This is a genomic window from Agrobacterium albertimagni AOL15 (assembly GCF_000300855.1).
Taxonomy (GTDB): domain Bacteria; phylum Pseudomonadota; class Alphaproteobacteria; order Rhizobiales; family Rhizobiaceae; genus Allorhizobium; species Allorhizobium albertimagni.
Genome location: NZ_ALJF01000008.1, coordinates 168,563 through 195,538, shown reverse-complemented (window position 1 = coordinate 195,538; position 26,976 = coordinate 168,563). Strand labels below are relative to the sequence as shown.

Annotated in this window: 20 protein-coding genes; 8 read left to right on the top strand and 12 right to left on the bottom strand. The window is 62.8% G+C overall.

Translation table 11 applies throughout. The features are described from left to right. Positions 1 to 78: 78 nt before the first annotated feature. Positions 79 to 2,703 carry a cell cycle histidine kinase CckA gene (gene cckA, locus QWE_RS10555; RefSeq protein WP_006726104.1) on the bottom strand — a complete coding sequence of 875 codons (2,625 nt, stop codon included), beginning with the start codon at positions 2,701 to 2,703 and terminating at the stop codon, positions 79 to 81. Between the two features lie 254 nt (positions 2,704 to 2,957). Between cckA and QWE_RS25735 the strand changes: the two genes are divergently transcribed. Next, on the top strand, positions 2,958 to 4,418 hold the full coding sequence (locus tag QWE_RS25735; RefSeq protein WP_006726102.1) for a flagellar biosynthetic protein FliO: 1,461 nt from the start codon (positions 2,958 to 2,960) through the stop codon (positions 4,416 to 4,418). 97 nt (positions 4,419 to 4,515) lie between these two features. Here the strand turns inward: QWE_RS25735 and dksA are convergent, their stop codons facing one another. Continuing rightward, positions 4,516 to 4,935, bottom strand: coding sequence for an RNA polymerase-binding protein DksA (gene dksA / locus QWE_RS10540; RefSeq protein WP_006726101.1), 420 nt, complete (start codon positions 4,933 to 4,935; stop codon positions 4,516 to 4,518). 276 nt (positions 4,936 to 5,211) lie between these two features. On the opposite strand from dksA, the gene QWE_RS10535 reads away from it, so the two are divergent. The 4 genes from QWE_RS10535 to QWE_RS10520 all read left to right on the top strand — a co-directional run bounded on the left by QWE_RS10535 (position 5,212) and on the right by QWE_RS10520 (position 9,090). Continuing rightward, on the top strand, positions 5,212 to 5,706 hold the full coding sequence (locus QWE_RS10535; protein ID WP_006726100.1) for a SixA phosphatase family protein: 495 nt from the start codon (positions 5,212 to 5,214) through the stop codon (positions 5,704 to 5,706). Positions 5,707 to 5,836: 130 nt separating this feature from the next. Then, positions 5,837 to 7,309, top strand: a complete 1,473-nt coding sequence (locus tag QWE_RS10530; protein ID WP_006726099.1) for a YcjX family GTP-binding protein — start codon at positions 5,837 to 5,839, stop codon at positions 7,307 to 7,309. Then, positions 7,306 to 8,406 carry a YcjF family protein gene (locus tag QWE_RS10525; RefSeq protein WP_040299944.1) on the top strand — a complete coding sequence of 367 codons (1,101 nt, stop codon included), beginning with the start codon at positions 7,306 to 7,308 and terminating at the stop codon, positions 8,404 to 8,406. Before QWE_RS10530 ends, QWE_RS10525 begins: the two co-directional genes overlap by 4 nt. Before the next feature lie 141 nt (positions 8,407 to 8,547). Next, positions 8,548 to 9,090: a hypothetical protein gene (locus QWE_RS10520; RefSeq protein WP_006726097.1), complete on the top strand. Its 543-nt coding sequence runs from the start codon at positions 8,548 to 8,550 to the stop codon at positions 9,088 to 9,090. Between the two features lie 27 nt (positions 9,091 to 9,117). On the opposite strand, the gene folK is transcribed toward QWE_RS10520, so the two are convergent. The 3 genes from folK to folP are packed head-to-tail and all read right to left on the bottom strand — an operon-like array spanning position 9,118 to position 10,956. Continuing rightward, a complete protein-coding gene (folK, locus tag QWE_RS10515) occupies positions 9,118 to 9,642 on the bottom strand; it encodes a 2-amino-4-hydroxy-6-hydroxymethyldihydropteridine diphosphokinase (protein ID WP_040299942.1) in 525 nt (174 codons plus the stop codon). Continuing rightward, positions 9,623 to 9,994: a dihydroneopterin aldolase gene (folB, locus tag QWE_RS10510; protein ID WP_006726095.1), complete on the bottom strand. Its 372-nt coding sequence runs from the start codon at positions 9,992 to 9,994 to the stop codon at positions 9,623 to 9,625. The genes folK and folB overlap by 20 nt, the downstream gene beginning before the upstream one ends. After that, positions 9,991 to 10,956: a dihydropteroate synthase gene (folP, locus tag QWE_RS10505; protein WP_476692169.1), complete on the bottom strand. Its 966-nt coding sequence runs from the start codon at positions 10,954 to 10,956 to the stop codon at positions 9,991 to 9,993. The genes folB and folP overlap by 4 nt, the downstream gene beginning before the upstream one ends. 13 nt (positions 10,957 to 10,969) lie before the next feature. Between folP and QWE_RS10500 the strand changes: the two genes are divergently transcribed. Then, positions 10,970 to 11,596 (top strand): DUF922 domain-containing Zn-dependent protease, encoded by a 627-nt coding sequence (locus QWE_RS10500; RefSeq protein ID WP_006726093.1) that lies wholly within the window; start codon positions 10,970 to 10,972, stop codon positions 11,594 to 11,596. Positions 11,597 to 11,890: 294 nt separating this feature from the next. Here the strand turns inward: QWE_RS10500 and QWE_RS10495 are convergent, their stop codons facing one another. Together QWE_RS10495 and QWE_RS10490 are read right to left on the bottom strand one after the other, a co-directional pair. Further along, positions 11,891 to 12,211 (bottom strand): 2Fe-2S iron-sulfur cluster-binding protein, encoded by a 321-nt coding sequence (locus tag QWE_RS10495; protein ID WP_006726092.1) that lies wholly within the window; start codon positions 12,209 to 12,211, stop codon positions 11,891 to 11,893. Positions 12,212 to 12,329: 118 nt separating this feature from the next. Next, on the bottom strand, positions 12,330 to 12,704 hold the full coding sequence (locus tag QWE_RS10490) for a hypothetical protein (protein WP_006726091.1): 375 nt from the start codon (positions 12,702 to 12,704) through the stop codon (positions 12,330 to 12,332). A 472-nt stretch (positions 12,705 to 13,176) separates the two neighbouring features. Here QWE_RS10490 and QWE_RS10485 point away from each other — a divergent pair, with 472 nt between their 5' ends. After that, positions 13,177 to 19,017, top strand: coding sequence for an apolipoprotein A-IV repeat region-like domain-containing protein (locus QWE_RS10485; RefSeq protein WP_006726090.1), 5,841 nt, complete (start codon positions 13,177 to 13,179; stop codon positions 19,015 to 19,017). A gap of 110 nt (positions 19,018 to 19,127) precedes the next feature. Here the strand turns inward: QWE_RS10485 and QWE_RS10480 are convergent, their stop codons facing one another. The 5 genes from QWE_RS10480 to QWE_RS10460 form a co-directional block, all read right to left on the bottom strand. Continuing rightward, positions 19,128 to 19,763, bottom strand: a complete 636-nt coding sequence (locus QWE_RS10480; RefSeq protein WP_040299995.1) for an ABC-type transport auxiliary lipoprotein family protein — start codon at positions 19,761 to 19,763, stop codon at positions 19,128 to 19,130. Positions 19,764 to 19,789: 26 nt separating this feature from the next. Further along, positions 19,790 to 21,163 carry an MlaD family protein gene (locus QWE_RS10475; protein ID WP_006726088.1) on the bottom strand — a complete coding sequence of 458 codons (1,374 nt, stop codon included), beginning with the start codon at positions 21,161 to 21,163 and terminating at the stop codon, positions 19,790 to 19,792. Between the two features lie 3 nt (positions 21,164 to 21,166). Next, the gene (locus tag QWE_RS10470) at positions 21,167 to 21,976 is read right to left on the bottom strand and encodes an ABC transporter ATP-binding protein (RefSeq protein ID WP_006726087.1); all 810 of its coding nucleotides are present in this window, start codon (positions 21,974 to 21,976) and stop codon (positions 21,167 to 21,169) included. 11 nt (positions 21,977 to 21,987) lie between these two features. Continuing rightward, a complete protein-coding gene (locus QWE_RS10465) occupies positions 21,988 to 23,139 on the bottom strand; it encodes an ABC transporter permease (protein ID WP_006726086.1) in 1,152 nt (383 codons plus the stop codon). A 171-nt stretch (positions 23,140 to 23,310) separates the two neighbouring features. After that, a complete protein-coding gene (locus QWE_RS10460; protein ID WP_006726085.1) occupies positions 23,311 to 24,165 on the bottom strand; it encodes a UDP-2,3-diacylglucosamine diphosphatase in 855 nt (284 codons plus the stop codon). Positions 24,166 to 24,366: 201 nt separating this feature from the next. Between QWE_RS10460 and QWE_RS10455 the strand changes: the two genes are divergently transcribed. Then, a complete protein-coding gene (locus QWE_RS10455) occupies positions 24,367 to 26,682 on the top strand; it encodes an NADP-dependent malic enzyme (RefSeq protein ID WP_006726084.1) in 2,316 nt (771 codons plus the stop codon). The last annotated feature ends 294 nt before the right edge of the window (positions 26,683 to 26,976 follow it).

Below are 26,976 nucleotides of genomic sequence, written 5' to 3'. Positions count from 1 at the left end.
GCCAAACTCACGTCAAACAAAGAAGCCCGCCGGATCGCTCCGGCGGGCTTCTTTGTTGATGGACAGTCACGAAAAGCCTCAGCTCTCGCCATCCAGCATTTCGCGGACTGCCACAGCCAGCTGCTTCAGCGAGAAGGGCTTGGGCAGGAAGCCGAACTTGGCATCAGCCGGCAGATTGCGGGCAAAGGCGTCCTCGGCATAACCCGAGACGAAGATGAACTTCAGATCCGGATATTTTTTGCGCAGTTCGGTGAGAAGGGTGGGGCCGTCCATTTCCGGCATGACGACGTCGGAGACCACGATGTCCACCTCGCCATCCAGCTCTTCCATGATGTCGAGCGCCTCGACACCGGATCCAGCCTCGTGAACAGTGTAGCCGCGCGTCTCCAGCATGCGTTTGCCGCCACGCCGCACCGCCTCTTCGTCTTCGACGAGCAGAACGACGGCAGACTTGCCGGTGAGATCCGGCGTCTCCTGGGCCTCGGCTGCCCCTTTAGCCGGGGCGACCGTGATGGTGTCACCATTGACGGTCGCGTTGACGGCTTGCCCTTCAGCAACCGGCTGCACCTCGGGCACATGGCGCGGCAGGAAGATGCGGAAGGTCGTCCCCTTGCCCACCTCGGACTCGGGATAGATGTAGCCGCCGGACTGCTTGACGATGCCGTAGACCATGGCAAGCCCAAGGCCCGTACCCTTGCCGACTTCCTTCGTCGTGAAGAAGGGCTCGAAGATCTTGTCCATGATCTCGGGCGCAATACCGGTGCCATTGTCGGCAACCTCGACCAGCACCATGTCTTCCGGCGGCAGACCGCGATAACCGAAGCCTTCGGCCTGCTCGGCAGTGATGTTGTGGGTCGACACGGTGATCGAACCACCATCGGGCATCGCATCGCGCGCATTGACGCAGAGATTGATGAGCACCTGCTCGAACTGCGACAGGTCTGTTTTCACCGGCCAGAGATCGCGGCCGTAATCGACCTTGAGCTTGACATTCGTGCCCGAAATCAAGCGATCGACCAGCATTCTCAAGTCGCCGATCACGTCGGTGAGGTTCAAGACGCTCGGGCGCATCGTCTGCTTGCGCGAGAAGGCGAGCAATTGCCGCACCAGCACGGCGGCACGATTGGCATTGCGCTTGATCTCCATGAGGTCGGCAAAGCTCGCATCCGATGGCCGCGCCTGCAGAAGCAGGTGGTCGGAAGACAGAAGGATCGCCGTCAGCACGTTGTTGAAGTCATGCGCGATGCCGCCGGCGAGTGTGCCAACCGCATTCATCTTCTGCGTCTGCGCCATCTGCGCCTCGAGCGCCTTTTGGTCGGTCACATCGACGGCATAGACGATCGCCGCCTCTTCCGGCGCCTCATCGCTCTGGTCGATGACGGCGTTCACGTAGAAGCGGAAATGCCTGACGTCATTCGTCGGATGACGGCTGTCGATCGGCGAAATGTCGACCTGGCGGTCCATGGCGGCAGCGAGCGCGCCCCGGAAGCCCTCGCGTTCGCTTTCGTGAAGCACCACCTCGATCAGCCCGTGCCGTTCGATCTCGTCGCGCGAGATGATATCGGCAAAGAGCTTCATGAACGGGGCGTTGGTCCTGAGGATCCGGCCCTCGCCGTCGACGGAGGCGATCGCCATCGGCGTATTGTTAAAGAAGCGGGTGAACCGCATTGAGGCGACCGAATCGGATTGGTCGCCGTTCTCGCTCTGGCTCCGCGCGAGTACGATCGAACGGCTCTCGCCCGGCGCCCCGTCGCGGGCGGCCCGGACGCGGTGAACGAGGCGCACGGGCAGGCTCTGGCCGTTCACGCGCCTGAGATCGAGGTCGAGGGTTTCCGTGCGGGCCTGGCCCGGTTCGGCCTGCACCGAATCGATCAGCGCCATGCCTTCCCCGGCCACGAGATCCGAGATCGTCATCGATCCCGGATTGAACTGTGTGAGATCGACCCCGAGCCACTCGGCAAGCGTCGCGTTCAGATAGTAGATCTCGCCCTTGCGACCGGCGGAGAAGAAACCGGCCGGCGCATGATCGAGATAGTCGATCGCGTGCTGCAATTCCTTGAAGAAGCGCTCCTGATCGTCACGCTCGGCGGTGATGTCCGATATCTGCCAGACATGCAGCGGCTTGCCGCGTCCCTCGCCGGGCAACAACCGCGCCTTCAGCCGGTACCAGTGGGCACCCGAGCCGTTGCCCGTCTGATTGCCGAGCGGCTTCAGCAGCCGGAATTCCTCGTAGCTGTCGCGACCTTCCCGCAGACCATTGGTCAGACGGTAGAGCGCCTCGCTCGATTCGCGGTAGCGCGAGAGCAGCGCTTCGAGCGTCTGCACCTCGGTTGCCTTGCGCGCACCTGTCATCGTGCCATAGGCCACATTGGCGAAGACGATGCGGCCTTCGCTATCGGTGATCAGCGTGCCATCCGGCTGGCTAGACAGGAAACGGCGGGCCAGCGTGTCGCTGTTCGACTGCGGCATCACCTCGATGAAACCGATCACTGCCGAGACGATGAAGAAGATCCCCATCATCGCCAGGATACCGAGAACGCCAAGCACGACCTGATTGTCGAGCTGGTCGCGGAAAAAGATGAAGGCGGCGGATGCGGCGATCAGGGCAAGGGCCAGCAGCAGGATGCGCAACGCCATGCCGACGCCATTACGGCGATCGACCAGCGGGCCGTCTCCATCTCGATCATACTGCTTTCGTGTCATTGATGCCTCTTGCCTAAGCGCACGGAAGATCCGACCTAGCGAGAATCGGCGCTTCCACCTGTTTATCAATATGCCGTAGCTGCAAAAAGCAAAGAAAAGGCCAGACGGCCCCGCCCGGCCGCTCCCCCACAGGAATGCCGCAATCCTGACCGATCTTGCCCGACCTTTCACCCCCGGCGACGAGGGCGCGGTCGCACGCAAGATTGCGGAAGGAGCCGTCTTCTGCCAGAAAGCCTGTCAAAAGGAGCACGCACATGCTGGATGACCTGATCTCGGCCTATGGCAATCGTTTTCTCGTGGCGGCACTCGGCGTCAGCCTCGCTTTGCTCTGCCTGTTCATCGTGCTCTGGATCCTGCGCAACCGGGCGCCCTCGCCTTTCGTGCGTGGCGGGCGCAACCGCCAGCCACGTCTGCAGGTGCTGGATGCTGCTGCCGTCGATACCCGTCGCCGGATCGTGCTGGTGCGCCGCGACAATGTCGAACATCTGGTCATGATCGGCGGCCCGACCGACATCGTGATCGAAAGCGGCATTGGCGATGAGCGCCCCTATCTCAGCGCAAGGCCGATCCAGCCCCAGGCTTTGGCGGATAAGCAGGATCTTGCCGAGACGACTGTTCGACCCGCCCTTGCCGCAACCGAACCGGCCTCACCGCCGATTGCATCCCCGGCAATCGCGTCCCCTGCCATTATGGCCAGTGCACCAGCAGAAGCGCCGGCCAGGCGCCCGATGGCCGCGGAAACGCCCCGGCCAGCCGCCGTTTCACCGCAGGTCGATCCTCAGCCCATGCATGCGCCGATCGCCGAGCCGCGTCGTCAGCAAGCCGCATCGATGCGTGGCCCGGAACCTGCTGTCGAAAACGTGGTGACAGCCGCCCCGGTGGCAGCAATTGCGACCGCCGCAGCGGCCCCCGTGGCAGCAGCGGCCATGACTGCACGCCCGGAAGTGGCGCCTCAGGTCCGGGTCCAGGCGCCCGCAGTCGAACCGGTCGCGCGTCGCGAACCGCCTGTCGAGCAGCCGCCTGTCCAGCCGACTGCAAGCCTCGAACCGATGATGGTCGCATCAGCGTCGACCGCGACCGCCCCGGTCGACATCGAACCGGTCATGCGCCGCAATGAGCCGATGATGGGCGTGGATGAGAGCCCTATGGAGGCCAAGACGAGCGGCACGCCGCCGATTGAAGCTTTCAGGATCGAGCCTGTCGAGCCGATCATGCGGAACGAGCTCGATGCCCGGAAGATCGAGGAGGTCAGGGTCGAACCACAAGTTGCAACGCCCAGCGTCATCGATGCGCCTGCTGCAGAAGATCTGCTGGAAGCGGCACGCCAACGGGTGCTCGTGCCGGTTCAACCAACCGCCAGCGCGCGTCTCGTGGAACCGCAACGCATCGACCCGCAGGTGGAAAGCCAGCCCTCAGCCGGGCCGAGCGAACCCGATGCGCGTGACATGAGCGACTTCGAGCGCGTCCTCGAAGAAGAGATGGCACTGCATCTGGCGACAGACCCTGCGCCGGCGCCGCAGCCTGCGCCTCAGACGCCCCAGATCCTACCTGAAACCCGTGCCGACCGTCCGCGGCCGCCTATTGCCGCCATCTTGCCGGAAACAAACCGCGCAACGCCAGCTTCGCCCAACGCCCCGCAGCCGGCTCCGGAACCCAATCTGCAGAACGAAATCGCCCGGATCTTTGGCGAAATGTCCGCCAGCCGCAATCCGTGACGGGTCGGGGCACCTGTCGCGACGGCTTGCCGCAAAAAGAAAAAACCCGCCGGAGCGGGTCTGAATTCGTTCATAAGACTGAGCTGAGATCTCGCCCTCACTCGTCGCGATAGACCTTTTCGCGGCGCTCGTGCCGTTCTTGTGCCTCGATCGACAGTGTTGCAATCGGGCGGGCATCCAGACGCTTGAGGCCGATCGGCTCGCCAGTCTCTTCGCAGTAGCCGTAAGTCCCGTCGTCGATCCGCTGCAGTGCCGCGTCGATCTTCGAGATCAGCTTGCGCTGCCGGTCACGGGCACGAAGTTCGATGGCTCTGTCGGTTTCTGAGGAAGCCCGGTCTGCAAGATCAGGATGATTGGCGCTCTCTTCAGCCAGGTGGTCGAGCGTCTCGCGCGCCTCGCGCAGGATGTCGTTTTTCCAGGCGATCAGCTTTGCCCTGAAATAGGCCCGCTGATTGGCGTTCATGAACTCTTCGTCTTCCGAGAGCACATAATTGCTAAGATTGATCTTCTCACTCAACGCGATTCTCCTGAAGAACATCTCAATGGGCGGCTGTATATCCTTTCAAGGCAACCGGTTCAAGCCTTCTGACTGTTTCCAAGCCATTTTTAAATCTGTTACATTTTTCATCTAAACTTCTATTTTTTAAGCATAAATTGCTTTCATCCCGACGAACGATACATACACCTCCACCGCGATAGGTTGATGCTGGCTTCGATGCGGCATGGTTGACGGCAAGGCCCAAGAACCGGTACGTCAATTCTCAAGCTCCATCGCATGTGGATACCTTCAAGGATGACGCCCTCCATTCAGCTTCCCCAGCGCATCTATCTGCTGCGCCACGCGAAATCCGGTTGGGCCGAGCCCGGCGGTCGCGATTTTGACCGCAGCCTTTCGGATGCCGGCTTCGCCGAAGCGGAAATCCTGGCAGAAACCGCAGCCGACAGGGGGTATCGCCCCGATCTAGTGGTATGCTCAACGGCCAAGCGTTGCCGACAGACGGCAGAGGCGATCAATCGCGTCTTCTCCGGCCTCGTCGAGTTCCGCTATGTCGACGCACTCTACAACGCCCCTGCCGAGGCCTATCTCGAGATCGTCAGTTCGATCCGCGGCGTCGAGGCGCTGATGCTCGTCGGTCACAACCCTGCCATCGAGGAAGTCTTCGCACGGCTGTGCGGAAACGACGTCATGGCACGGACCGTGCCAGAGGGCTATCCGACCTCAGGCCTCGCGGTGATCGACGCCGTCAGCGAAGAAGCCTATGTGCTTCGCGATTTCCTCGTCGGCTGACCGGATCATCCGAGACGGTTGGCTCGCCTCTTTTTTGCGCTGCACGCCCCGCCTATATGTAGAGAAATGGCGTTGACGGCCGCGTGCTGCCGACGAGCCAGACCCGCCACAGTCTCCGCAGGACGATGCATTGCCCCCTTCCCTCACCAGCCTGACCGACGAAGCCGCGATCGCATTCGACAATCTCGCCGACCGCGCCGCCCATCTGGTCAATCCGACCATCCGGCTCGGCGTGACCGGACTGTCGCGGGCGGGCAAGACGGTCTTCATCTCGTCGCTGGTGCACAATCTCCTGCATGGCGGTCGCCTGCCGCTGTTCGAGCCGCTCCGTTCCGGACGCATGACCGGTGCAACACTTCAGGAGCAACCCGATGACGCCGTGCCGCGCTTCCAGTACGAGGATCACATCCGAGCGCTTGTCGAGGAGCGGGTGTGGCCGGACTCGACCCGTGCGATCTCGGAATTGCGGCTGACGATCGAATACAAGAGCGCCAGCACCTGGAACCGGATGCTGTCCTCGGGAAAGCTGTCGATCGACATCGTCGACTATCCCGGCGAATGGCTTCTCGACCTGCCCTTGCTGGGCCAGGATTATCGGACCTTCTCCGAAAACACCGTGAACCTCGCGGGCTCGGGCGTTCGCGCGGAACTGGCGCGGGAGTGGCTGGCGCTCGCAGCGGCAGTGGATCCCGATGGGCCGGCCGACGAGATGACGGCAAAGCGCCTCGCCGAAGCCTTCACCACCTATCTGCGGCTCTGCAAGTCGGACGAGCGGTCCCTGTCGACGCTGCCGCCGGGGCGCTTCTTGATGCCGGGCGACCTCGACGGCTCGCCGGCGCTGACGTTTGCTCCTCTTCCCATCCTGCCCGAAGGCCGCGCGCCCAAGGGGTCGCTGCGGGCGATGATGGAGCGTCGCTTCGAGGCCTACAAGTCCGTCGTGGTCAAACCCTTTTTCCGCGAACACTTTGCCCGGCTCGATCGCCAGATCGTGCTGGTCGATGCCCTGCAGGCAATCAACCGCGGGCCGGAAGCGGTCCAGGATCTCGAACGGGCGCTCGGCGACGTGCTCGCCTGCTTCCGTGCCGGCTCCACCAGTGTTTTGACGGCGCTCGTGCGCCGCCGGATCGACCGGGTGCTGGTTGCCGCCACCAAGGCGGACCATCTGCACCACGAAAGCCATGACCGGCTGGAGATCCTCACCCGACGCCTCGTCAACCGCGCGATCAAGACGATCGGCATGAGCGGCGCCGGCATCGAAGTCATGGCGCTCGCCTCCGTGCGGGCGACCCGCGAAGCCAATGTGAAACAGGATGGCCACGACCTGCCGGTCATCGTCGGGACCCCGATGGTAGGCGAACGGATCGGCGACGAACTCTTCGACGGCAAGCGCAAAACGGCGGTATTCCCCGGCGATCTGCCGCGCGATCCGGAAGCCTATTTCCGCTCGGTTGACGAAAACGACGCCTCCGCTGCCCTGCCGGATCTCAGCATCGTGCGTTTCAGGCCGCCCGAGCTCGACGAGAAGCAGGGCATCACTCTGTCCGTGCCGCATATCCGCCTCGACCGGGCGCTGCAATTCCTGCTCGGAGACCGTCTCGCATGAAGAAACCGACCGTACCTCCGACCGGCCCATCTCCGTCAGCCAACTCTGATCCCCAGAGGCGGCCGGCAGCCTTCACCGTGGAGCCAGAGGCACCGCGGACCCGTCCGGCCGAAAATCGCGCGCCGCGAAGCTTTGCCGGCGATATCGTGATCGTCCCCGACGACCAGGACCCTTTCATCGCCGCAACCGAGGCCCTGCCCGAAGTGCCCGTCGCTGAACCGCGCCGCAGACGTTTCTCCTTCGCCAAGCTTGCGACCGGTGCCTTCGGTATCCTCCTTTCGCTGGCCTTCGGTCTCTGGGTCGACCGTCTGATCTCGGATCTCTTCGCCCGGGCCGACTGGCTCGGCTACCTCGCGATTGGCGCTCTGGCCATCGGGCTTCTGGCGTTGATGGTCGCGGTCGGGCGCGAGCTCGTCGGGCTCTGGCGCCTCGATACCGTTCAAGACCTCAAGGTTGAGGCGGAAGCAGCGGCCGAGAGCGGCAAGCGGAAGCAGGCGGCCACGGTTGTGAAGAAACTGACCGCACTCGTTGCGCATCGTCCCGAGACCGCGCGTGGTCAGAAGACGCTCGCGGCTGTCGAAGACGATATCATCGATGCACCGCAGCTGATCGAGCTTGCCGAACGGGAATTGCTGTCGCCGCTCGATGCCAAGGCACGCGCCCTGATCTTGAATTCGGCCAAGCGGGTTTCGGTCGTCACCGCCGTCAGTCCTCGCGCAGTGGTCGACCTCGCCTATGTCCTTTTCGAGGTGGTGCGCCTCGTCCGCAGCATGGCCGATCTCTATGGCGGCCGCCCCGGCTCTCTTGGAATGCTGCGGCTACTCCGCGACGTCTTTGCCCATCTCGCGGTCACCGGTTCGATTGCCATTGGCGATGGCCTTGCCCAGCAGGTGCTGGGCCATGGCCTGGCGGCGCGCCTCTCGACCCGCCTCGGAGAAGGGGTGATCAACGGCCTGATGACAGCCAGAATCGGCATCGCCGCCATGGATCTCTGCCGGCCGCTGCCATTCCGCGCGGCCAAGCGCCCCGGCATCGGCGACTTCATCGGTGACCTGACGCCATCGATGGCGGGCAAGGATGGAACAAAGACCGGGTGAGGCAGACGGGCCACACCCGCGAAACCAGTGAGTTTTGCCGATTGTCGAAGACCCGATTTGAGGGTATTGGCAAGGATGCATTAACCATTTTTCCGCTAGGGTCTTCGCGGGGTTTCTGGTTTCTCGTACCAAGGCAAATCGATGTTCTCTCGCTCTTCGACATTCGGCCGTTGCGCCGCGATCCTTGCCGTTGCCGCATTGATGCCGGTCACGGTCGCTGATGCTGCTTCGCGCGACAAGCGCTTCTTCGAATCCGTCGCCGGATCCTGGAAGGGCCCGGGCGAGATCGTTGCCGGCAAATACAAGGGCACCAAGTTCACCTGCAATCTCATCGGCCTGCCGGCCGAGGGCAAGGAAACCGGCCTGAAGTTGGACGGCACCTGCCGCGTTGGCATGTTCAGCCAGCCGATGTCAGCGGTGATTTCTCAGGCCGGCGGCAGCTACAAGGGCCAGTTCCTGGATGGCGCAGACGGCAAGGGCCTCGACATCGTCTCGGGCCAGGTCACCGGCAACCGTGCGGTCATGGGCATCAATCGCGCCAAGCTGAACGGCGCCATGGTCGCGCGCCTCGAAGAGGGCGATGCGATGAACATCACAATTTCGGTGAAGGTCGAAGACCGGATGATTCCTGTGATCGGCCTCAAGCTGAACCGCCAGGCAACCGCCATGGCCGAGAACGACTGATCTGCCTGTTACCCTTCGGCTAGAAGCTCAACCGCGCCACCAGGCGCGGTTTTCGTTTGCGACGGCAATGCCGGTCTGATCGACCTCCGCGAGCCAGTCGGCGACCGCCCGATCCTTGACCGGAAGCTGCGGATCGATGTCTGCGAGCGGCATCAGAACAAAGGCGCGCTCCGTCATGCGCGGATGCGGGATCTTCAGATGCTCGGCATCGATCATGCGCCCGGCAAAGGTCAGAATGTCAATGTCGATGGTCCGCGGCCCCCAGCGCTCGACGCGCACACGCTTCATCGTCCGCTCGATCTCGAGACAGGCAGCCAGCAGTTCCTGCGGTTCGAGAAGCGTCTCGACCGCCGCACAGGCATTGTAGAAATCGGCCTGATCCGTCTTGCCCCAGGGCGGCGTACGATAGAGACGCGACGCGGAGGTCACGCGACAATCTGACCGCTGGTCGAGACGGCGCAGCGCTTCGGCCATCGCTGTGACGGGATCACCGACATTGCCGCCGAGCCCAAGTGTGGCGGCCTGCCAGCGCTTAGTTTCTGAATTGCTCAATGCTCACCTGCACATGGTCGAGGATGCCGGCGATCGGCGCACTCGGCTTGCGCACCGTGATCCGGCAGCGCAGCATTTCGGGGAAACGATCGAGCAGTCCGCGCGCAATGGCGAGCGCCAGCGCCTCGATCAACTGCCGTCGGCTGCCGGTGACGATGTCGCGGATCACCTCGAAAGCGATACCGTAATGCACGGTCCCATCGAGCGTATCGGTCTCTGCGGCAGCAAGCGCATCAACGTCGAACTCCGCATCGACGAAAAAGCGCTGACCGAGCACCCCCTCCTCCGGGAAAACGCCGTGATGGGCGAAAAAGGCACAGTTCTTCAGGGTGATGGTGAAAACACCGCTCATGCAGTCTTATCCTTCCTGGCAGCGATCCGCCGCTCGGTTGCGAGCATAGCATCGGCCATGACCAGGGCATCCCGGTTGATCGCGACATTGTGCACCCGGAAAACGGAGGCGCCCTTCAAGCGAAGCGCAACGGTTGTCGCAGCAGTTGCCACATCCCGGTCGGCGACATCCCGACCGGTCAGCGCGCCGAGAAAGCGTTTGCGCGACGTGCCGGCCAGGAGTGGCAGACCGAAGTCGTGCAATTCCTCGAAGCGCGCGATGAGCTCCATGTTCTCCTCCGGGCTTTCCTTGGCGAAACCGAAACCCGGGTCGAGCATGATTGTTTCGCGCACCACGCCAGCCCGCTCGGCGATCGCAAGCGAGCGCTCGAGAAATTGCCGCTGGTCGGCAATCGGATCGGCCAGTTTCTCGCGGCCGCGGCCGGTATGCATGATGCAAAGCCCGGAGCCATGCTCTGCAGCGACCTTCGCGATGCCGGGCTCCCGCTGCAGGCCATGCACGTCATTGATGACATGCGCGCCGGCGTCGACGGCCGCTTTCGCGGTGGCTGCTCTATAAGTATCGATTGAGATCAGCGCGTCGGTTTTTTCACGGAGCGCCGCGATCACCGGTACAACGCGACCGATCTCGTCCTCGACGCTGACTTCAGCCGCACCCGGGCGCGTCGATTCACCACCGATGTCGAGAATCTCGGCACCCTGATCGACGCAAGCCAGTGCGTGCCGGACGGCCGCATCGACGGAATTGTGCAGACCGCCATCGGAAAAGGAATCCGGCGTCACATTGACGATGGCCATCAGTGCGCCACGCGCGGCGAGGTCGAGCGTGCGCCCGTGTCCTACACGCCAAATTGTATGCTCAACTCTGGCCACCAGACCTTCGGACCCCTCGACGGAAAAGCATGAAGCTGCGATAGTGCAGACCGGGTTGGCTATGCCCCAAGGGCGCGGCGAATACAACATTGCGGAAAAAAGAATGAAGCACTCCCGCCGTCTTCGGGCCGCCGTGATCATGGCAGTCCTGACCGGCCTATCCTTGCCGCTTTCGGCCAGCGCGGACGTCGTCGTCCAGAAGTCCATCACCTACTTTCAGATCGGCGGACGCACGGCAGCCGAACTCGATGCGGAACTGTCGCGCAAGGGGCCCTTCACCCAGTCAAGCGGCAGTCGCCATCCTGGTGCCACCCAGATCCGCTTCGGCGGCGACCTGACCTACACGCGCCGCGGGACCCGTTGCGCGATCGACGACGTGCGCGTCACTGTCGAAACAAAGCTCATCTTGCCGCGCTGGAAGAACCGCAAACGCGCCTCGACCGAGATGGCGCTCTTGTGGGATGCCCTGTCGGCCGACATCAAGCGGCATGAAGAGCGTCATGCCGAAATCGCGCGCCAGCATGCAAAACTGCTCGAACAGAGGCTGATGAAGCTGCGGCCGGAGCGCAATTGCGAGATCCTGCAGGATCGGGTCGCGGTCGTCACCGACGAAGTGACAGCAGCCCATGACACGGCGCAGATGCGATTCGATCGTGTAGAGGCAAAGAATTTTCAGGATCGCATGCAGCGGATCCTGCGCTACCGCCGCGAATCCCAGGAAAATCAGTAGAAATCACCCCTGAATTCCGAGGGGAAGTGTTGCCGCGACGCTTCGGCTTGCACGAAGCTTGCGTCATGGCCTGTGAATAACCGGCGATTTCTGGGCGTGGCCCTTGATACAAATCTGAAATATAAGTGTCATCGAATACGTTGCATGAGCGTAACCGATTTCCCCGTTCTCCCGGCGCGTCCTGGTGCCACAGGTGTTTCCTCCCTCGCCTGGTTGGCGATGCGCCCGCTTGCCCCGCTTTCGTGAAAACGAAAGCGGGGCTTTTTTTGCGCGGGGTAGCGCTGACAGGCGCGCTTAGCCCTGGCGCTCGGGTACGTGGACGACCAGTCCCTCCAGAGCCGCCGTCACCTTGATCTGACAGGAAAGCCGCGAGGTCGGGCGGACGTCGACGGCGAAATCCAGCATGTCCTCTTCCATCGCCGACGGCTGGCCGACCTTTTCGGACCATGCATCATCGACATAGACATGACAGGTGGCACAGGCGCAGGCACCGCCACATTCGGCATCGATCCCGGGGACCGAGTTGCGGACCGCGTTTTCCATGACCGTGGAGCCGTCGGCTGCCGCGATGTCGAAACGTGTGCCGTCGAATGCGATGATGCTAATGTTTGCCATGAGTTCCTGTCCAGACTTCGCCTTGTGAAAACCGGCGAAGTCATCTCCCAAATCGGAAAGTCAGTCAACTCACGGCGAAGCGATCATGGGATCGCTACTCGTCGCTATCGTTTCCAGCTCAGCGGGCGAGCTTGAGAATGAAGTGTTCGGCTTCGAGCACGGCAGCCGCAACGGATGCGAGTGCATCTGGATTGGCACCCTTGGTCTCGACGAGATCGGCTGCAGCGGCAACGCGCAGCGCACCGACGGCCATGGCGGCATTGCGAAGCCGGTTGGCGGCGGCCTTCACCTCTACCTTGCTCCGATCACCGGTGAGCACCACCAGGCAACCGCGAGCCTGACGCGCGAAGATCTGCAGGATCTCGCTCTCCACAGCCTTGTCGCCCTTGGTCTGGGTCGCCAGATGAACGAGATCGATCGGCCGCTGTTGCGCGGGAGTGAGGCCATGCAGGTTGTCCGGAGCCTCGAATGCGATATTGACTGCTGCTGCCATGCCCTTGATCCTGATTTCTTGCTCTTTGCTGCCGCCAGTTTGCGGCCGCCCTATGGGCATCGCGTTAAAAATGCTGAGGATGGCGGCAAAAAGCTGAAGGTATGGTTAACAGAAATTAAACCCCGGCTGGGATTGGCTTTTCAGCCGCAACCTTGATTGAAATACTGTTAACAAGAGCCACGGGACCACGCACCGCGAAAGCGCATTAATTGTATCGGATGACCAAATGTGTCAGTACGATACGGTTGATTGGGCAAAAGTGCGTGAACTTTGCCCGCAAGCCAGTCGGTGCTAGATCTTCCGGCGGGAACGCCGGCTGTCAGCGGCCGCACTGTAGAAGAAGGAATTTCGTCTGGCGTGGCGGCAGGCGGGGTTTCAGGTAAACGGTGAGGTCCGGATACGGCATGGCGATGAGCGGCATCGCCGCTTCAGTCCGTCCTCCCGAGAGTAAGCGGTAACGAGGCGTAACCCTATGGCGAACAAGAAGACCGACTCGATTGACGAGAACGCGTTTCAGGCTCTCGAGGCGGCCCTGAGCATCGATTTCGACGGTGAGGAAGCCGCCGCGCCACCCAAGGCACGGTCTCAAGCACGCGCCCCGGAGGCAAATGTGTCCGATAGTATTCCGCGTTCCGCCGCAAAGAAGACGATTGAGCGGCGATCCGCCCGCGCCGGCGAGCTCAATCCTGAACCGGCCCCCAAGGCACCCGCCTTCGCACCGGCCAATGACGGCTCTCGCCGCACACCATCCGCCATTCTAAAGTCGCTGGATGGTGCATCGCTGACATCTGCTTTGCGCAATGCCGCCGTCGTGTCGACGCTCTGGGTCCTTGGCGCCCTCGGCCTCACCCAACTTCTTTACGGCGGCACGATCTGGCAGGCTGGATCGATTGCCGACATTGTCGCCATGCCGGGCGTGGTCGCGATCGTCATCGGCACCTTCCTGCCGATCATGCTGTTCTTCGCCTTCGCGATCATGATGGCCCGCGCCCATGACCTGCGCAATGCCGCCCGCTCGATGGCGGAAGTGGCCCTTCGTCTGGCAGAACCCGAAACGATTGCCTCCGAACGCATCATGACCGTCGGTCAGGCCGTCCGTCGCGAAGTGTCGGCGATGAACGAAGGCATCGAGCGCACCATTGCGCGCGCCACCGAACTTGAAACGCTCGTTCACTCCGAGGTGACCGCGCTCGAACGCAGCTACACCGACAACGAACTGCGCGTCCGCGGTCTGGTTCACGAACTTGGCGCCGAGCGCGACGCGATCGTCAACCACGCCGAGCGCATCCGTTCGTCGATCGTTGGCGCCCATGAACAGCTCAAGGAAGAGCTGTCTCTGGCCACCGAAGAGATCTCCGTCCGCCTGCAGACCTCCGGCGAAGCCTTCGCCTCGATGATCGACACGCGCGCAGCAACAATCATGGAGAAGTCCGACGCGGCCGTGACCGCACTCGGCTCTCTGCTCGCGCACAAGACGGAGAGCATGGTCCAGACGCTGGCCGCGTCCGGCATGTCACTGTCGAACGAGTTCGACACGCAGCTGCAGTCGCTGACCTCGACGCTCAGTGAGCGCGGCCGCGAACTCCTCGGTGAATTCGAGACCCGGGCCTCGACCCTCGATGCCAACACGGAAAAGCTGAACGCCGCCCTCAACGAGCGTGCCCGCCAGCTGAACGAAACGCTTGTCGAGCGTACGCGTGATATCGCCGAAACCCTCAAGGGCAGCGAAAGCGCGATCACCTCGTCGCTCGACGACGTGCTGGGACGCCTCAACAGCTCGCTCGACGAGCGTGGCCGCAGCTTCCGCCAGAGCCTCCAGGCAAGCGCCGACGACGCGATCGTCGATCTCGACCTCCGTTCGGGCCTGTTCGAGGATCGCTTCCAGACCACCATCGGCCAGATCAACGCGACCTTCGACCAGCGGGTCGCCGAGTTTGCCAGCGCCTTCGATCAGCGCTCGGGCTCGCTCGACTCCAAGCTGATGGAAAGCCTCGCCCGCATCAATGAAACGGTGAACGGCGGAACGGATTCGATCAGCGGCATCCTGAGTTCGAGCATCGAGCGTCTCGGGTCGACGCTAACCGACCAGTCGCTGGCGCTTGCGATGACTCTGAGCACCAGCCAGGAAATGCTTGATGGCTCGATGTCCGACCGCGCCCAGGAAATCGCGGAAGCGATGTCGGCACGCGCGGCGGCTCTGACCGAGAGCCTGGAAAGCGCCCAGAAGCGGATCGACCAGGTCATGGAAGAGCGCAGTGGCTCGCTCTACAATGCGCTGACCGACAACCAGTCGCGTTTCGAGCAGACGCTCTCGTCCCGCGCCGAGCACATCGTCAACGCGCTTGAAACCAATCAGGACCGTTTCGCCGAAACCCTCGACACCAAGGCCCGTGGCATCGCGAGCCTGGTCGAAGGTCAGAGCGAGCAGTTGATCGACGCTCTCAACACCAAGAGCCTCGAACTCGACCTGACGCTGACCGCCCGAACCCAGGATCTCTCCGAGACGCTGAACGACAGCCAGCGCCGGATCGACGAAACTTTGACCCAGCGCGCCTCCGCCATCATCGACACCGTCGCCGATGCAGATCGTCGCATCGATGCGGCCTTCAGCGAAAAGGCCGAAGCGATCCGCAGCGCCTATGGCGAAAACCAGGAACGACTGGAGCTTTCGCTCGCCAGCCACACCTCCTATCTCACTTCGACGCTCGAAGATGCCACCGGCGACATCGAGCGTAGCCTTGGCCAAGCCTCCGGCCATATCGCGGAAACTGTCGCCAACGGCATCTCCGAGCTCGAAACCCGACTGGGCGCGAGCCAGCAGCAGCTGGATACCCTGCTCACCACGGCATCGAGTTCGATTTCGAACACCGTTGCCGACAATGCCAGCCAGATCGCCGAGACGCTGAAATCCGGCGTCAACGACATTGACGGCCGTATCGCCGAGACCGGCGCCTATCTGCGCTCCAGCCTGGATGCCGCAACCGGCGCTCTGGCAACCACACTTGGCGAAAACACCGACCGGATCGCCCAGACGATCGACCAGGGCGTCAACGCGATCGACGACCGTCTGGTCAACACCCATGACCGGATCCGCGCTACCCTCGACGACCGGACACAGGCGATCACGGCAGCCATAGGCGAGGCGCGCGATGCGCTCGATTTGAGCCTCGGCGAACATGCAACTTCGATCGGCGCCTCCGTCGCCGCGAGCGCCGGCATGCTCGAAATGTCGCTCGAAGATCATGAGGAAAGTCTGCGCAAGGCGATCGACGAATCGAGCCGTGCCCTGGACGAGCGCCTGCGTGGCACCGCCGGCGCCTTGACGGAACAGATCCGCGACGCCGCCGATGACATCACCCGTTCGGCGCAGGGCTTCTCGGGCACGGTCGAACAGTCCGTCTCCGGCATGACCAGCCGCCTCGATGAAACCAGCACCCGCATCGAACAGAGCCTCGGCACGCTGGAAGACCGTCTACGCAACGGCCTCGACGGCGTCGATGCCCGCGTCAACGATGCCGGCGAAAAGTTCGCTGCCCGCCTCGACGACAAGGTTGCGACGATCGAACGTGTCGGCGCCGAAGCCAGCATGCGCGTCGCTCAGGTCCTCGATGAAGGCACCACCCGTGTCGCCGAAACCTTCGACAGCCGCACGCCGGTCATCGAAGAGCGCCTGGCGACCATGGACCGTGCCCTCAACATCGGCCTCGAAAACGTCAATCGCACCATCGAAGGCAAGGCAGCCGGTCTCGCAACCGCACTGCGCAGTGCCGTTACCGATGCTGCCCGCGACCTCGATGCCGAAGCACAGCGCTCGGTCGATCGCTTGGCCGCCACCACCTCGCAGTTTGCCGAGCAGATCGGCGAACGCAGCGCCGAACTCAACCGTACGGTCGAGGAGCGCTCGGAGGACCTCGCCCGACGCATCACCGACACCCAGAACCGCCTCGCCGGACAGGCCGCGACGATCGCCGAAACCTTCTCGCAGGCCGGCGATGTCATCAGCAACAAGGTGAACCAGGCAGAAGCGCTGGTCAGCGCCCAGGTGGCCAACCTTTCGGGGACTCTTGGCGAAGTCAGCACCACGCTGGAACAACGCGCAGCCGCCATCCGTGACGCGATTTCCGGCAACACGCAGGAACTGGCCGCTGCCATGAACGAGGCAGAGAAGGCACTCGAGGCTCGCGGCAACTCCATCCGCGACGCGATTTCGGGCAATACGCAGGAGCTCGCCACCACCATGAACGCGGTGGAGAAGGCGCTGGAAGCCCGCGGCAATTCGATCCGCTCGGTGCTTGATGATCGCACCCGCGAGCTGAACTCCATGCTCTCGACACGCTCGGCTGAACTGTCTCGCCTCATCGACGAGAAGGCAGCGCCCGTGGTCGCCTCCTATGCCGAGACCGGCCGCGCAGCCGCCGAGCAGATCGCTGCGGCAGCCGAACAGAGCGCCGAGCGCCTGCGCAGTGAAAACGCAGCCCTCGTCGACGCGATCAACCAGCGCACAGACCGCGCAGTCGCGACGCTCGGCAACGCCGAACAGAACCTCGTTGCCAGTGCCTCGCAGCTCATCGAGCGTCTCGGCGACAGCAATGTCGGCCTGTCCACGATGATCGACCAGGCGGTTCAGAGCATCGGCTCGCTCGACAGCCGCCTCGGCGCAACGGCAAACCGTTTCAGCGAAACGGCGAACCAGGCGACCGACATGCTTTCGACCTCGAACCGCCTGCTCGACGACAAGCTCGGCCGCCTAACCGCCGTCTCCGGCGAGACGCTGCAGCAGGTATCGTCGATCGTCAGCCGCTTCGGCGACCACACCCAGGTGCTGGGCAAGGCCTCCGAACTTCTGTCGGCCGCCCAGTCGAACCTCGTGGGCACGCTCGAAGAACGCCAGCAGGCTCTCCGCGATCTATCGATCGGCCTCGTCAAGCGCTCGGAAGAAATCGAGACGACGATGCAGACCCTCGGCAAGATGGTCGAAACCGCCTTCGATCGCGCCGAAGAGCGCTCCGGGCAGATGGCCGGCAACCTTCGCCAGAGTGTCCAGGCCTCCTTCTCCGATATCGGCCAGATCCTTGGCGAGACCGAAAAGCGCGCCCAGTCGACGGCAGCCACCATGCGCGACAGCGTCCAGGCCTCGTTCTCCGACGTCGGCCAGATGCTCGGCGAGACCGAGAAGAAGGCGCAGATGACCGCCGCCAACATGCGCAACGCTTTGCTGTCTGCCGAACAGGAAGCGCAGGTTTCCATCGACAAGACGCTGACCGAGGCCGAGAAGCGTTCGGGCGAACTCGCAAACCGCCTGCGCGGCGGTCTGGCAGTCTCGCTCAACGACATCGACCACCTGCTCGGCGAAGCCGGCCGCAAGTCGGAAGGGGCAGCCGCTGCCCTGCGCCAGGCCATGCAGGAAGCCGTCACCGAGGCCGTTTCCCGCTTCACCGGTGCCACCGACGAGATCCGTCGCTCGGCCGTCGACATCCGCAAGGAACTCGACCTGACGCGCAACGAGCTGAAGCGCGGTGCCTTCGACCTGCCCGAGGAAGCCAAGGAAAGTGCCGCCCAGATGCGCCGCGCCGTGGCCGAGCAGATCAAGGCGCTGCAGGACATCTCGCAGCTCGTCGGCCGGACCAGCCAGACGCTGGAAATCTCCGAGCCGGTCGCCCGCCGCCTGGCCGAAGCCCAGCCTGAACCGGTCCGTCGCCAGCCAGCTGCAGCACCCGCACCGCAGCCACAGCCGCCGGTGCGCCAGACCGAGACCCTCGGCCTGCGCGGCAGCCTGGCAACCGAAGCCTATGGCCAGCAGAGCACGGCCACGACACGCGCCGAAGGCGGTGGCTGGATCAGCGATCTGCTGCGCGGTGCCTCGCGTGAAGAGCCGCCGGAAGCTGCTCCGACCCGCCCGGCCCCTGCCCCGCAGCGCCCGGTCGCCGAAAGCCAGCCGGCCCGCCAGGGTGACACCCGCAATCCGCGTCACATGGTCGAATCGCTGAACTCGCTCTCGGTCGACATCGCCCGTGCCATCGACCACGACGCCTCGGTCGACCTGTGGCGCCGCTACCAGCGCGGCGAGCGCGACATCTTCACCCGTCGCCTCTACACGCTGAAGGGCCAGCAGACCTTCGACGAGATCAAGCGCAAGTACGACCGCGAGCCTGAATTCCGCGTCGCCGTGGATCGCTATATCGCCGATTTCGAGAAATTGCTTTCGGACGTGGCACGCACCGACCGCGACAAGTCGATCACCCAGTCCTACCTGACCTCGGACACGGGCAAGGTTTACACCATGCTCGCCCATGCGGCAGGCCGTTTCAGCTGATAGCCATCGATCCAGGAGCCGGTTATCCGGCTACGACCTGACGAACAGAAAAACCCCGGATCATTGATCCGGGGTTTTCTTTTGCTCGACTGAATTGGAATTGCCGTCGGTCAGATCGATTGCAGCGTCCAGGCAACGATGTCGGCCGTCACGCGGGCGAAAGCACGGTCGAGTGCCGCGACGTAAGCAGCATTGTCCGAGCCGGAGGACGGGACTTCGGCGCGGAAGACGCGCTGCGCCTTGACGGTGCCATTGCGGTCGTTGAGCAGCTTCGCCGAGATCTCGACGACACCACGATCCGTTCCCTCGGCAGAGATTTCGAAGGCACGCACGTCGGTGATCAGCTGGAAGTCGATCGCCAGTCCCTGCCCCGGCCGTCCGACGCCACCGAGGCGTCCGGTGTTTTCGAAGGCGACCACGAGTTTCGACTGAACAACCCGCGTCAGCCGGTCGCTCCACTGCGACTGGGACAGATAGCGGATCTCGGCGCCCGATACGCGCACCAGGATCTGCTCGCTGTCGAGCGCCTTGAGGGCCGACGGATCGGCCACCAGAAGCTGCCGGTTGCGGGCGCTGGCAGATGTCGCCACCTCGCTCACGGAAGCGGTCAGATCGAATGTGTCGTTGTTCGCTTTCGAGCCACAGGCCGCAAGGCCAAGGCCAAGACCCGGCACGAGCACCGAGGCCAGAAGCAGCCGCCGGAACCGTGCCACGCCCGCCACCCGCTTCACGCCGATCCTGTCCATGCTGTCGTCCTTTTCGGTGCTGCTCGTCATCGGCGTGTCCGTCCGTCGAATTCCTTGACCGTATCGCCGCCGAAGAGCAGGCGCTGCGGATCCTGGTCGAAATTGGTGATCGCATCGTTCAATCCGCGAACGGTGTTGCGCGTATCGTTGACCAGGGTCTGGATATCGCGCAGGCCCGTCGCCGAGAAGCGCTGCAGGTTGGCGGCGATCGGTCCGATCTGGGAGTTGAGGTTTTCGGCGGTCAAACGGATGGCCTCGAGCGTCTTTCGGGCTTCGACGCTGAGCGAATTTGCGTCCCCGGAGCCAAGGAACGCATCAACCTTCCTAAGGATCCCGTCAACCTGCTCGGACGAGGTGTTCAGGCGGTTGGCAAGCTGCGTGAAATCGTCGATCGCACGGTCGATATCGTCCTTGCGGCCGGTGATGCTGGTGGACAGATCCCGGAAGCCGGCAATCGCCTCACGCGCATCAGCCGTTGCAACAGAGACATCGTCAACCACCCGGCCAATCTTCTGGCTATCCACAGCATCGATCAGACTGGAGACCTTCTCAAGCGTCTGATCGGCATTGTTGCCGAAGCGCTGGAACGTGTCGGCCGTCTCGCGGAAGCTGTCGATCGCAGGTCCGATGCTCTTCGATGCTTCCGCGAAGCTCGCGGTTGCCTGCTCGGTATTGGTAAGGATCTGATCGATCTTGTCGGAGTTGAGCGCCCTGAACAGATCTTCAGCGGCTGACAATGTCGAGTCGAGGCGGCCGGACAGGCCGGAAACGGAATCGGAAAGGGCGCTGACACTCTGCAGGAATTGATCGATACCCTGGGCATTGTCGGCGAGCGACTTCGAAAAGGTCTCGGCGTTGCGCACGGTGTTCGTCAGCGGTGTCCGCGCATCCTCGATAAAGCCCTGCAACTCTGCCACGGCGCCATCGGCGCGCTGCAAGATGCGGTCAGCAGTGGAGAGAAGATTCGTCACGCTGGACTGGTCGGCGGTCAGAATGGCTGGCTCGCCGGTATCGAGCGCCCGCTGCAAAATTGCGTCGCCGGAACCCGGGCCACCGCCGGAAAGCTCGACATAAGCCGCACCGGTCAGACCCTGAATCTCAAGAACGGCTCGCGTCCCCGACGTCACGGGTGCATCAGCGCGCACCTCCGTGAAGGCGACGGAGAAGTTCGGGTCCTCGTTGTCGATGTAGAGATTGCGGACCGAACCGACGGAGATGCCGTTGAAGCGCACCGGCGAACCGATGCTGAGACCATTCGCAGAGCCCGGGATGCGGATCGCAAGCGGCGCCATCTCTCCGCCCCTTCCGTATTCGGCCATCCAATAGACAAACCCGAAGGCGGCCCCGATGACCAGCATCGTGAAAAAACCGACGATCGCGTAATTGGCTTTGGTTTCCATGGCTCACTCTACCGGATGTCCGGCGGATTGCTCCGGCCGGGGAATGGAACGGGCACGCTTGCCCCGGAAATAGGATTGAACCCACGCATCATCGAAGGCGAGCATGTCGTCCAGCGTGCCCTCGACCAGAACCTTCTTCTGACCGAGCACTGCGATACGGTCGCAGACGGAGAAGAGGCTGTCGAGATCGTGGGTCACCATATAGACGGTCAATCCGAGCGTATCGCGCAGTTGTGCGATCAGTTCATCGAATTCGGCGGCCCCGATCGGGTCGAGACCGGATGTCGGCTCGTCGAGAAAGACGAGATCAGGATCAAGCGCCAGGGCACGCGCAAGTGCTGCGCGCTTGATCATGCCGCCGGACAGTTCGGATGGATACTTGTCTGCCGCATCGGGATGGAGGCCGACCAGTTCGATTTTCAGATAAGCGAGCTCATCCATCAGCCATTGCGGCAGGTCCAGATATTCTCGCATCGGCAGCTGGATATTCTCCTTCACGGTCAATGAAGAAAATAGGGCGCCGTGCTGAAAAAGAACCCCCAGGCGTGTGTCGAGCGCCATGCGTTGTGCGTCATCGACCGCATCGTAATCCGCACCGAGGATCTCGATTGTGCCGGAGCGCCGCGGCAGAAGCCGAAGAACGGTGCGCATCAGGACCGACTTGCCAGCACCCGATGCCCCGACGAAGCCTAGGATTTCGCCCCGGTAAATGTCCAGATTGAGTTTGTCGAGAACGATCTTGTCGCCAAAGCCGACGGTGAGATCCTTCACCGACAGGATGGCTTCGCGCTTTTCGGAGGACGTGAAAATCATCTGGCCCTCCCTTAGAAATCGATGGCTGCGTAGAACATGGCAAAGAGCCCGTCCACGAGAATGACGACAAAGATGGATTTGACCACCGAGGCGGTGACATGCCGGCCGAGCGATTCGGCGCTGCCGCCGACCTTCATCCCCTCAACGGCCGCAATGATGCCGATGATCAGCGCCATGAACGGCGCTTTGATCATCCCGGTCGCGAGCGTCGAATAGTCGACCGCTTCATGCAGGCGCGTGATGAAGACGTCGAAGGTGATTCCGGAATAGGCCCAGGCGACGACGGCGGCACCATACAGCGCCGAAAAGTTGGCAACGATCGTCAAGAGCGGCAGGGCGATGGTCAGCGCCACGAGCCGCGGAAAGACGAGGACGCCGATCGGGTTGAGGCCGATGACCTTCAGCGCGTCGATTTCCTCGCGCATCTTCATCGATCCGATTTCCGCAGTGATCGCGCTGCCGGAACGGCCGGCGATCATGATCGCGGTCAGGAGCACGCCGATTTCGCGCAATTGCAGGATGCCGACGAGATCGACGACGAAGACTTCTGCGCCGAAATAGCGAAGCTGGAAGGCGCCCTGTTGCGCAATGATCGCGCCGATCAGGAAGGACATGAGGACGATGATCGGCACCGCCCTCACCCCCATATGGTCGAGCTGGTTGACGACGGAGGCCGGCGACACGCCGGAACCGCGTCCAAGCTTGGTCTGCGCGCCACGCACGGCGGAGCCCAGAACGAACATCATGGCGACCGTATCGCCCCAGAGGCTGACCGTCACGCGCCCAACTGGTTCGAAGATCCGCTCGAAGCGGCTGCGATGGTCGACGGGCTTTTCGGGTGCGGTCACTCTTTCGGGAAGCGATTCGATCAGCTCGCGCATACCGGGCGTGCCGCCGACGATCTCGACCGAGCCTCCGCCGGCGCGCCGCTCCGTAACGAAACGACGGATCAGCCAAGCACCCGCGGTATCCATGTCGGAAACGCCGTCGAGATCGATCGTCTCACGGCCCGTCGCACCGGAATCCACCAGCGGACCGGCCGATTTGATCATCGAGCTCAGGCTGTTGTTTTTCCAGCGACCGGCGAGTCGGATCGTCCGACCGTTGCCGTCCGGCTGTTCCTCGATCTCGATACGGGCGTTTTCGGGCTCAACCGGACTCAAAGTGGCGACTACTTCCAAATTCGCGCCGGGATGATCCGGATCCGCAAATCACGTGACAGATGGCTGCACACTATAACCATCGGTGTCCGCGAAGAAATCCTTTGCGAAATGTTAATTGCGTTTTCCCGCCCGATTGCACGCAGCCATGACCGCTTTGCAACAGAGATCGCGTCAGGCGGCGCGCACGCCGTCGTCCTGGGACGGTTCCGAAAGGGGCTTCGGCAAGAGAATCGGTACCAGCTTGCTCGCCCGCTTGCCGGCCGGCGCCTCGCTGACCTTGTGGCTCCACGAGATCAGTTCCAGACGGCCATCCGGGTGCTCGGCAATCGCCGTGCAGCTCTCGACCCAGTCGCCGGTGTTGACGTAGTGGATCCCGTCGATGTCTTCCATGACGGCGTGATGGATGTGGCCGCAGATGACACCATCCACTTCGGCGCGACGGGCCTCGTCGGCCACCACACGCTGGAATTCGCCGATGAAGTTCACCGCATGCTTGACCTGCAGCTTGGCCCAGGCCGAGAACGACCAGTAGGGCATGCCGAGCCGGCGGCGGACGGCTGCCAGAATGACATTGATGGCAATCGCCGTGTCATAGGCCCAGTCCCCGAGATAGGCGAGCAGGCGGGCATTGCGGACGACGACGTCGAACTCGTCGCCGTGCAAAACCAGATACTTCTTGCCATCAGCCATCTCGTGCACGATGCGCTGCGCGACTTCGATGCCGCCGAAGTGAATGCCCGGGAAGTCGCGCATGAATTCATCGTGATTGCCGGGGATGTAAACGATACGCGTACCCTTGCGCGCCTTGCGCAGCAGCTTCTGGACCACGTCATTGCAGGACTGCGGCCAGTACCAGCTGCGCTTCAAGCGCCAACCGTCGACGATGTCCCCGACCAGAATGATGGTGTCGGCCTCGTGGGTGCGCAGGAAATCCAGGAGAAAGTCGGTCTTGGCGGCTTTCGATCCGAGGTGGACGTCCGAGATAAACAGGGTCCTGAAATGGCGTGTTTCGCTGGCGTCTTCCACGGCACGGTCCTCTTCGCTGTCTGATCAGCGCTAAATCAGACTCGTGTTTCAGGAAGATGACATCGGAAGATTTGCGGTGGATCGCCGGTTCGCCCATGCATTCCGCGCGGACAGGGGATCACGGAACTAAAGTCTACCACTCGCGGCCAATTCGTGTATGACGACAAGGAGTAAGTGAAGACAGGAATTGCCGGTGAACCGATGACTTCTCAGGACAAGAACAAGCCGCAAGTTGCAAACCCGACCGCTGATCTCGACGAACAGGCGCTTTTCTATCACCGCTATCCCCGTCCCGGGAAACTGGAGATTCAGGCCACCAAGCCGCTCGGCAACCAGCGCGATCTGGCGCTTGCCTATTCGCCCGGCGTCGCCGCTCCCTGTCTCGCCATCAAGGACGATCCGGCAGCCGCCGACGACTACACGGCACGCTCCAACCTCGTCGCCGTCATCTCCAACGGCACGGCCGTTCTCGGCCTCGGCAATATCGGACCGCTCGCCTCCAAGCCCGTCATGGAAGGCAAGGCCGTTCTCTTCAAGAAGTTTGCGGGGATCGACGTTTTCGACATCGAGATCGATGCTCCCGGCGTCGATCAGATGGTTTCGACCATCTCGGCGTTGGAGCCGACCTTTGGCGGCATCAACCTTGAAGACATCAAGGCGCCTGAATGTTTCCAGGTCGAGGATCAGCTTCGCGAGAAGATGAACATCCCGGTCTTCCACGATGACCAGCACGGCACGGCGATCATTGTTGCAGCCGCCATCCTGAACGGCCTCGAACTCGCCGGCAAGCAGATCGAGGACGTCAAGATCGTCGCCTCCGGCGCTGGTGCTGCCGCCCTTGCCTGCCTCAACCTGCTCGTCATTCTCGGCGCCAAGCGCAAGAACATCTGGGTGCACGACATCGAGGGCCTCGTCTACAAGGGCCGCAACGAGCTGATGGATCCCTGGAAGGAAGTCTACGCCCAGGAAACCGACAAGCGCGCGCTCTCCGAAAGCATCGACGATGCCGACGTCTTCCTCGGCCTCTCGGCCGCCGGCGTCCTGAAGCCGGAACTGCTGGCCCGCATGGCGCCGAAGCCGCTGATCATGGCGCTTGCCAATCCGAAGCCGGAAATCATGCCGGAAGAGGCACGCGCCGCCCGTCCCGACGCGATGATCTGCACCGGACGCTCCGACTTCCCGAACCAGGTCAACAACGTCCTCTGCTTCCCCTACATCTTCCGCGGCGCGCTCGACTGTGGCGCAACCACGATCAACGAAGAAATGAAGATGGCGGCAGTGCGCGCGATTGCAGCGCTCGCCCGCGAAGAAGTCTCGGAAGTCGCGGCCAAGGCCTATACCGGCGAAACGCCGACCTTCGGCCCCGATTATCTCATCCCCTCGCCTTTCGATCCGCGCCTCATCCTGCGCATCGCACCGGCTGTCGCCAAGGCTGCGGCCGACAGCGGCGTCGCCCGCCGCCCCATCGCCGATTTCGACACCTATCTCGACCAGCTGAACCGCTTCGTCTTCCGCTCCGGCTTCGTGATGAAGCCGATCTTCGCCGCCGCGAAGACGGCAACCAAGAAGCGTGTGATCTTCTCGGAAGGTGAAGACGAGCGCGTGCTGCGTGCCGCCCAGGTGCTGCTTGAAGACGGCATCGGCGAACCGATCCTGATCGGCCGCCCGCAGATCATCGAGACCCGCCTGAAGCGCTATGGCCTGCGCATCCGCCCGGGCACCGATTTCCAGCTGGTCAACCCAGAAGACGATCCGCGCTACCGCGACTATGTCGACGATTATTTCGCCCTCGTCGGCCGCGCCGGTATCAACCCGGAAGCGGCACGCACGATCGTCCGCACCAACACGACCGTAATCGGCGCGCTGGCCGTGAAGCGCGGTGACGCCGATGCATTGATCTGCGGCGTCGAAGGCCGTTTCGACCGCCACGTGCGCGACGTTCGCCAGATCATCGGAAAGCGCGCCGGCGTGCGCGACTATTCGGGCCTGAGCCTTCTGATCTCGCAGCGCGGTGCGATCTTCTTCACCGACACCTTCGTTACCGACGACCCGAGTGCCGAAGAGATCGCCGAAATGACGATGCTGGCGGCCCAGGAAATCCGCCGCTTCGGTATCGCGCCGAAGGCAGCGCTGCTGTCGCATTCGAACTTCGGCTCGCGGCCGTCGGCCAGCGCCTCGAAGATGCGCCGGGCGCTCGAAATCATCCGCGCTGGCGCGCCTGACCTCGAGGTCGACGGTGAGATGCAGGGCGGTTCGGCGCTGTCGGAAGTTCTGCGCAAGCGCGCCATGCCAGACAGCACGCTGACCGGCGAAGCGAACCTCCTCGTCTTCCCGAACCTCGATGCCGCGAACATCTCGCTCGGCATCGTCCGCATGATGATGGACGCGCTGCATGTCGGCCCGATCCTCCTCGGTGCAGCCCTGCCCGCCCACGTGCTGTCGACCTCGGTCACCTCGCGCGGCGTCGTCAACATGGCGGCGCTTGCCGTCGTGGAAGCCTCGCAGCCGGCAGTCTGACGAAGCTTTTGCGAGCGGCAAACGGTTTGCCGCTCGCTTTCGCGAAATTTGCCATCTGGACAAGCCAAAGCTGTAGCCCCGACACTGCGCCCTTGAAATGCTGGGTATTGTTGATGGGGCTGTCAGACGCGTATTTCGATCTCCTGGAGTGGCTGGATCGGCAGGAGACGCCTGATCCCGGAGACTTCCTATCGAGGCTTCAGAGCGCTTACCGGACGGGACGGATCACCTATCTCAATGGAATGATCGCAAGCGCACGCGTGCGCCCTCACAACGTTTCAGATAGTCACCGAA

Excerpts from the sequence above, each read along its gene's own strand:
- cckA (WP_006726104.1), bottom strand. The coding sequence starts at position 2,703 with ATGACACGAAAGCAGTATGATCGAGATGGAGACGGCCCGCTGGTCGAT.
- QWE_RS25735 (WP_006726102.1), top strand. The coding sequence starts at position 2,958 with ATGCTGGATGACCTGATCTCGGCCTATGGCAATCGTTTTCTCGTGGCG.
- QWE_RS10535 (WP_006726100.1), top strand. The coding sequence starts at position 5,212 with ATGACGCCCTCCATTCAGCTTCCCCAGCGCATCTATCTGCTGCGCCAC.
- QWE_RS10525 (WP_040299944.1), top strand. The coding sequence starts at position 7,306 with ATGAAGAAACCGACCGTACCTCCGACCGGCCCATCTCCGTCAGCCAAC.
- QWE_RS10520 (WP_006726097.1), top strand. The coding sequence starts at position 8,548 with ATGTTCTCTCGCTCTTCGACATTCGGCCGTTGCGCCGCGATCCTTGCC.
- folB (WP_006726095.1), bottom strand. The coding sequence starts at position 9,994 with ATGAGCGGTGTTTTCACCATCACCCTGAAGAACTGTGCCTTTTTCGCC.
- folP (WP_476692169.1), bottom strand. The coding sequence starts at position 10,956 with ATGTTGTATTCGCCGCGCCCTTGGGGCATAGCCAACCCGGTCTGCACT.
- QWE_RS10500 (WP_006726093.1), top strand. The coding sequence starts at position 10,970 with ATGAAGCACTCCCGCCGTCTTCGGGCCGCCGTGATCATGGCAGTCCTG.
- QWE_RS10495 (WP_006726092.1), bottom strand. The coding sequence starts at position 12,211 with ATGGCAAACATTAGCATCATCGCATTCGACGGCACACGTTTCGACATC.
- QWE_RS10490 (WP_006726091.1), bottom strand. The coding sequence starts at position 12,704 with ATGGCAGCAGCAGTCAATATCGCATTCGAGGCTCCGGACAACCTGCAT.
- QWE_RS10485 (WP_006726090.1), top strand. The coding sequence starts at position 13,177 with ATGGCGAACAAGAAGACCGACTCGATTGACGAGAACGCGTTTCAGGCT.
- QWE_RS10480 (WP_040299995.1), bottom strand. The coding sequence starts at position 19,763 with ATGGACAGGATCGGCGTGAAGCGGGTGGCGGGCGTGGCACGGTTCCGG.
- QWE_RS10475 (WP_006726088.1), bottom strand. The coding sequence starts at position 21,163 with ATGGAAACCAAAGCCAATTACGCGATCGTCGGTTTTTTCACGATGCTG.
- QWE_RS10470 (WP_006726087.1), bottom strand. The coding sequence starts at position 21,976 with ATGATTTTCACGTCCTCCGAAAAGCGCGAAGCCATCCTGTCGGTGAAG.
- QWE_RS10455 (WP_006726084.1), top strand. The coding sequence starts at position 24,367 with ATGACTTCTCAGGACAAGAACAAGCCGCAAGTTGCAAACCCGACCGCT.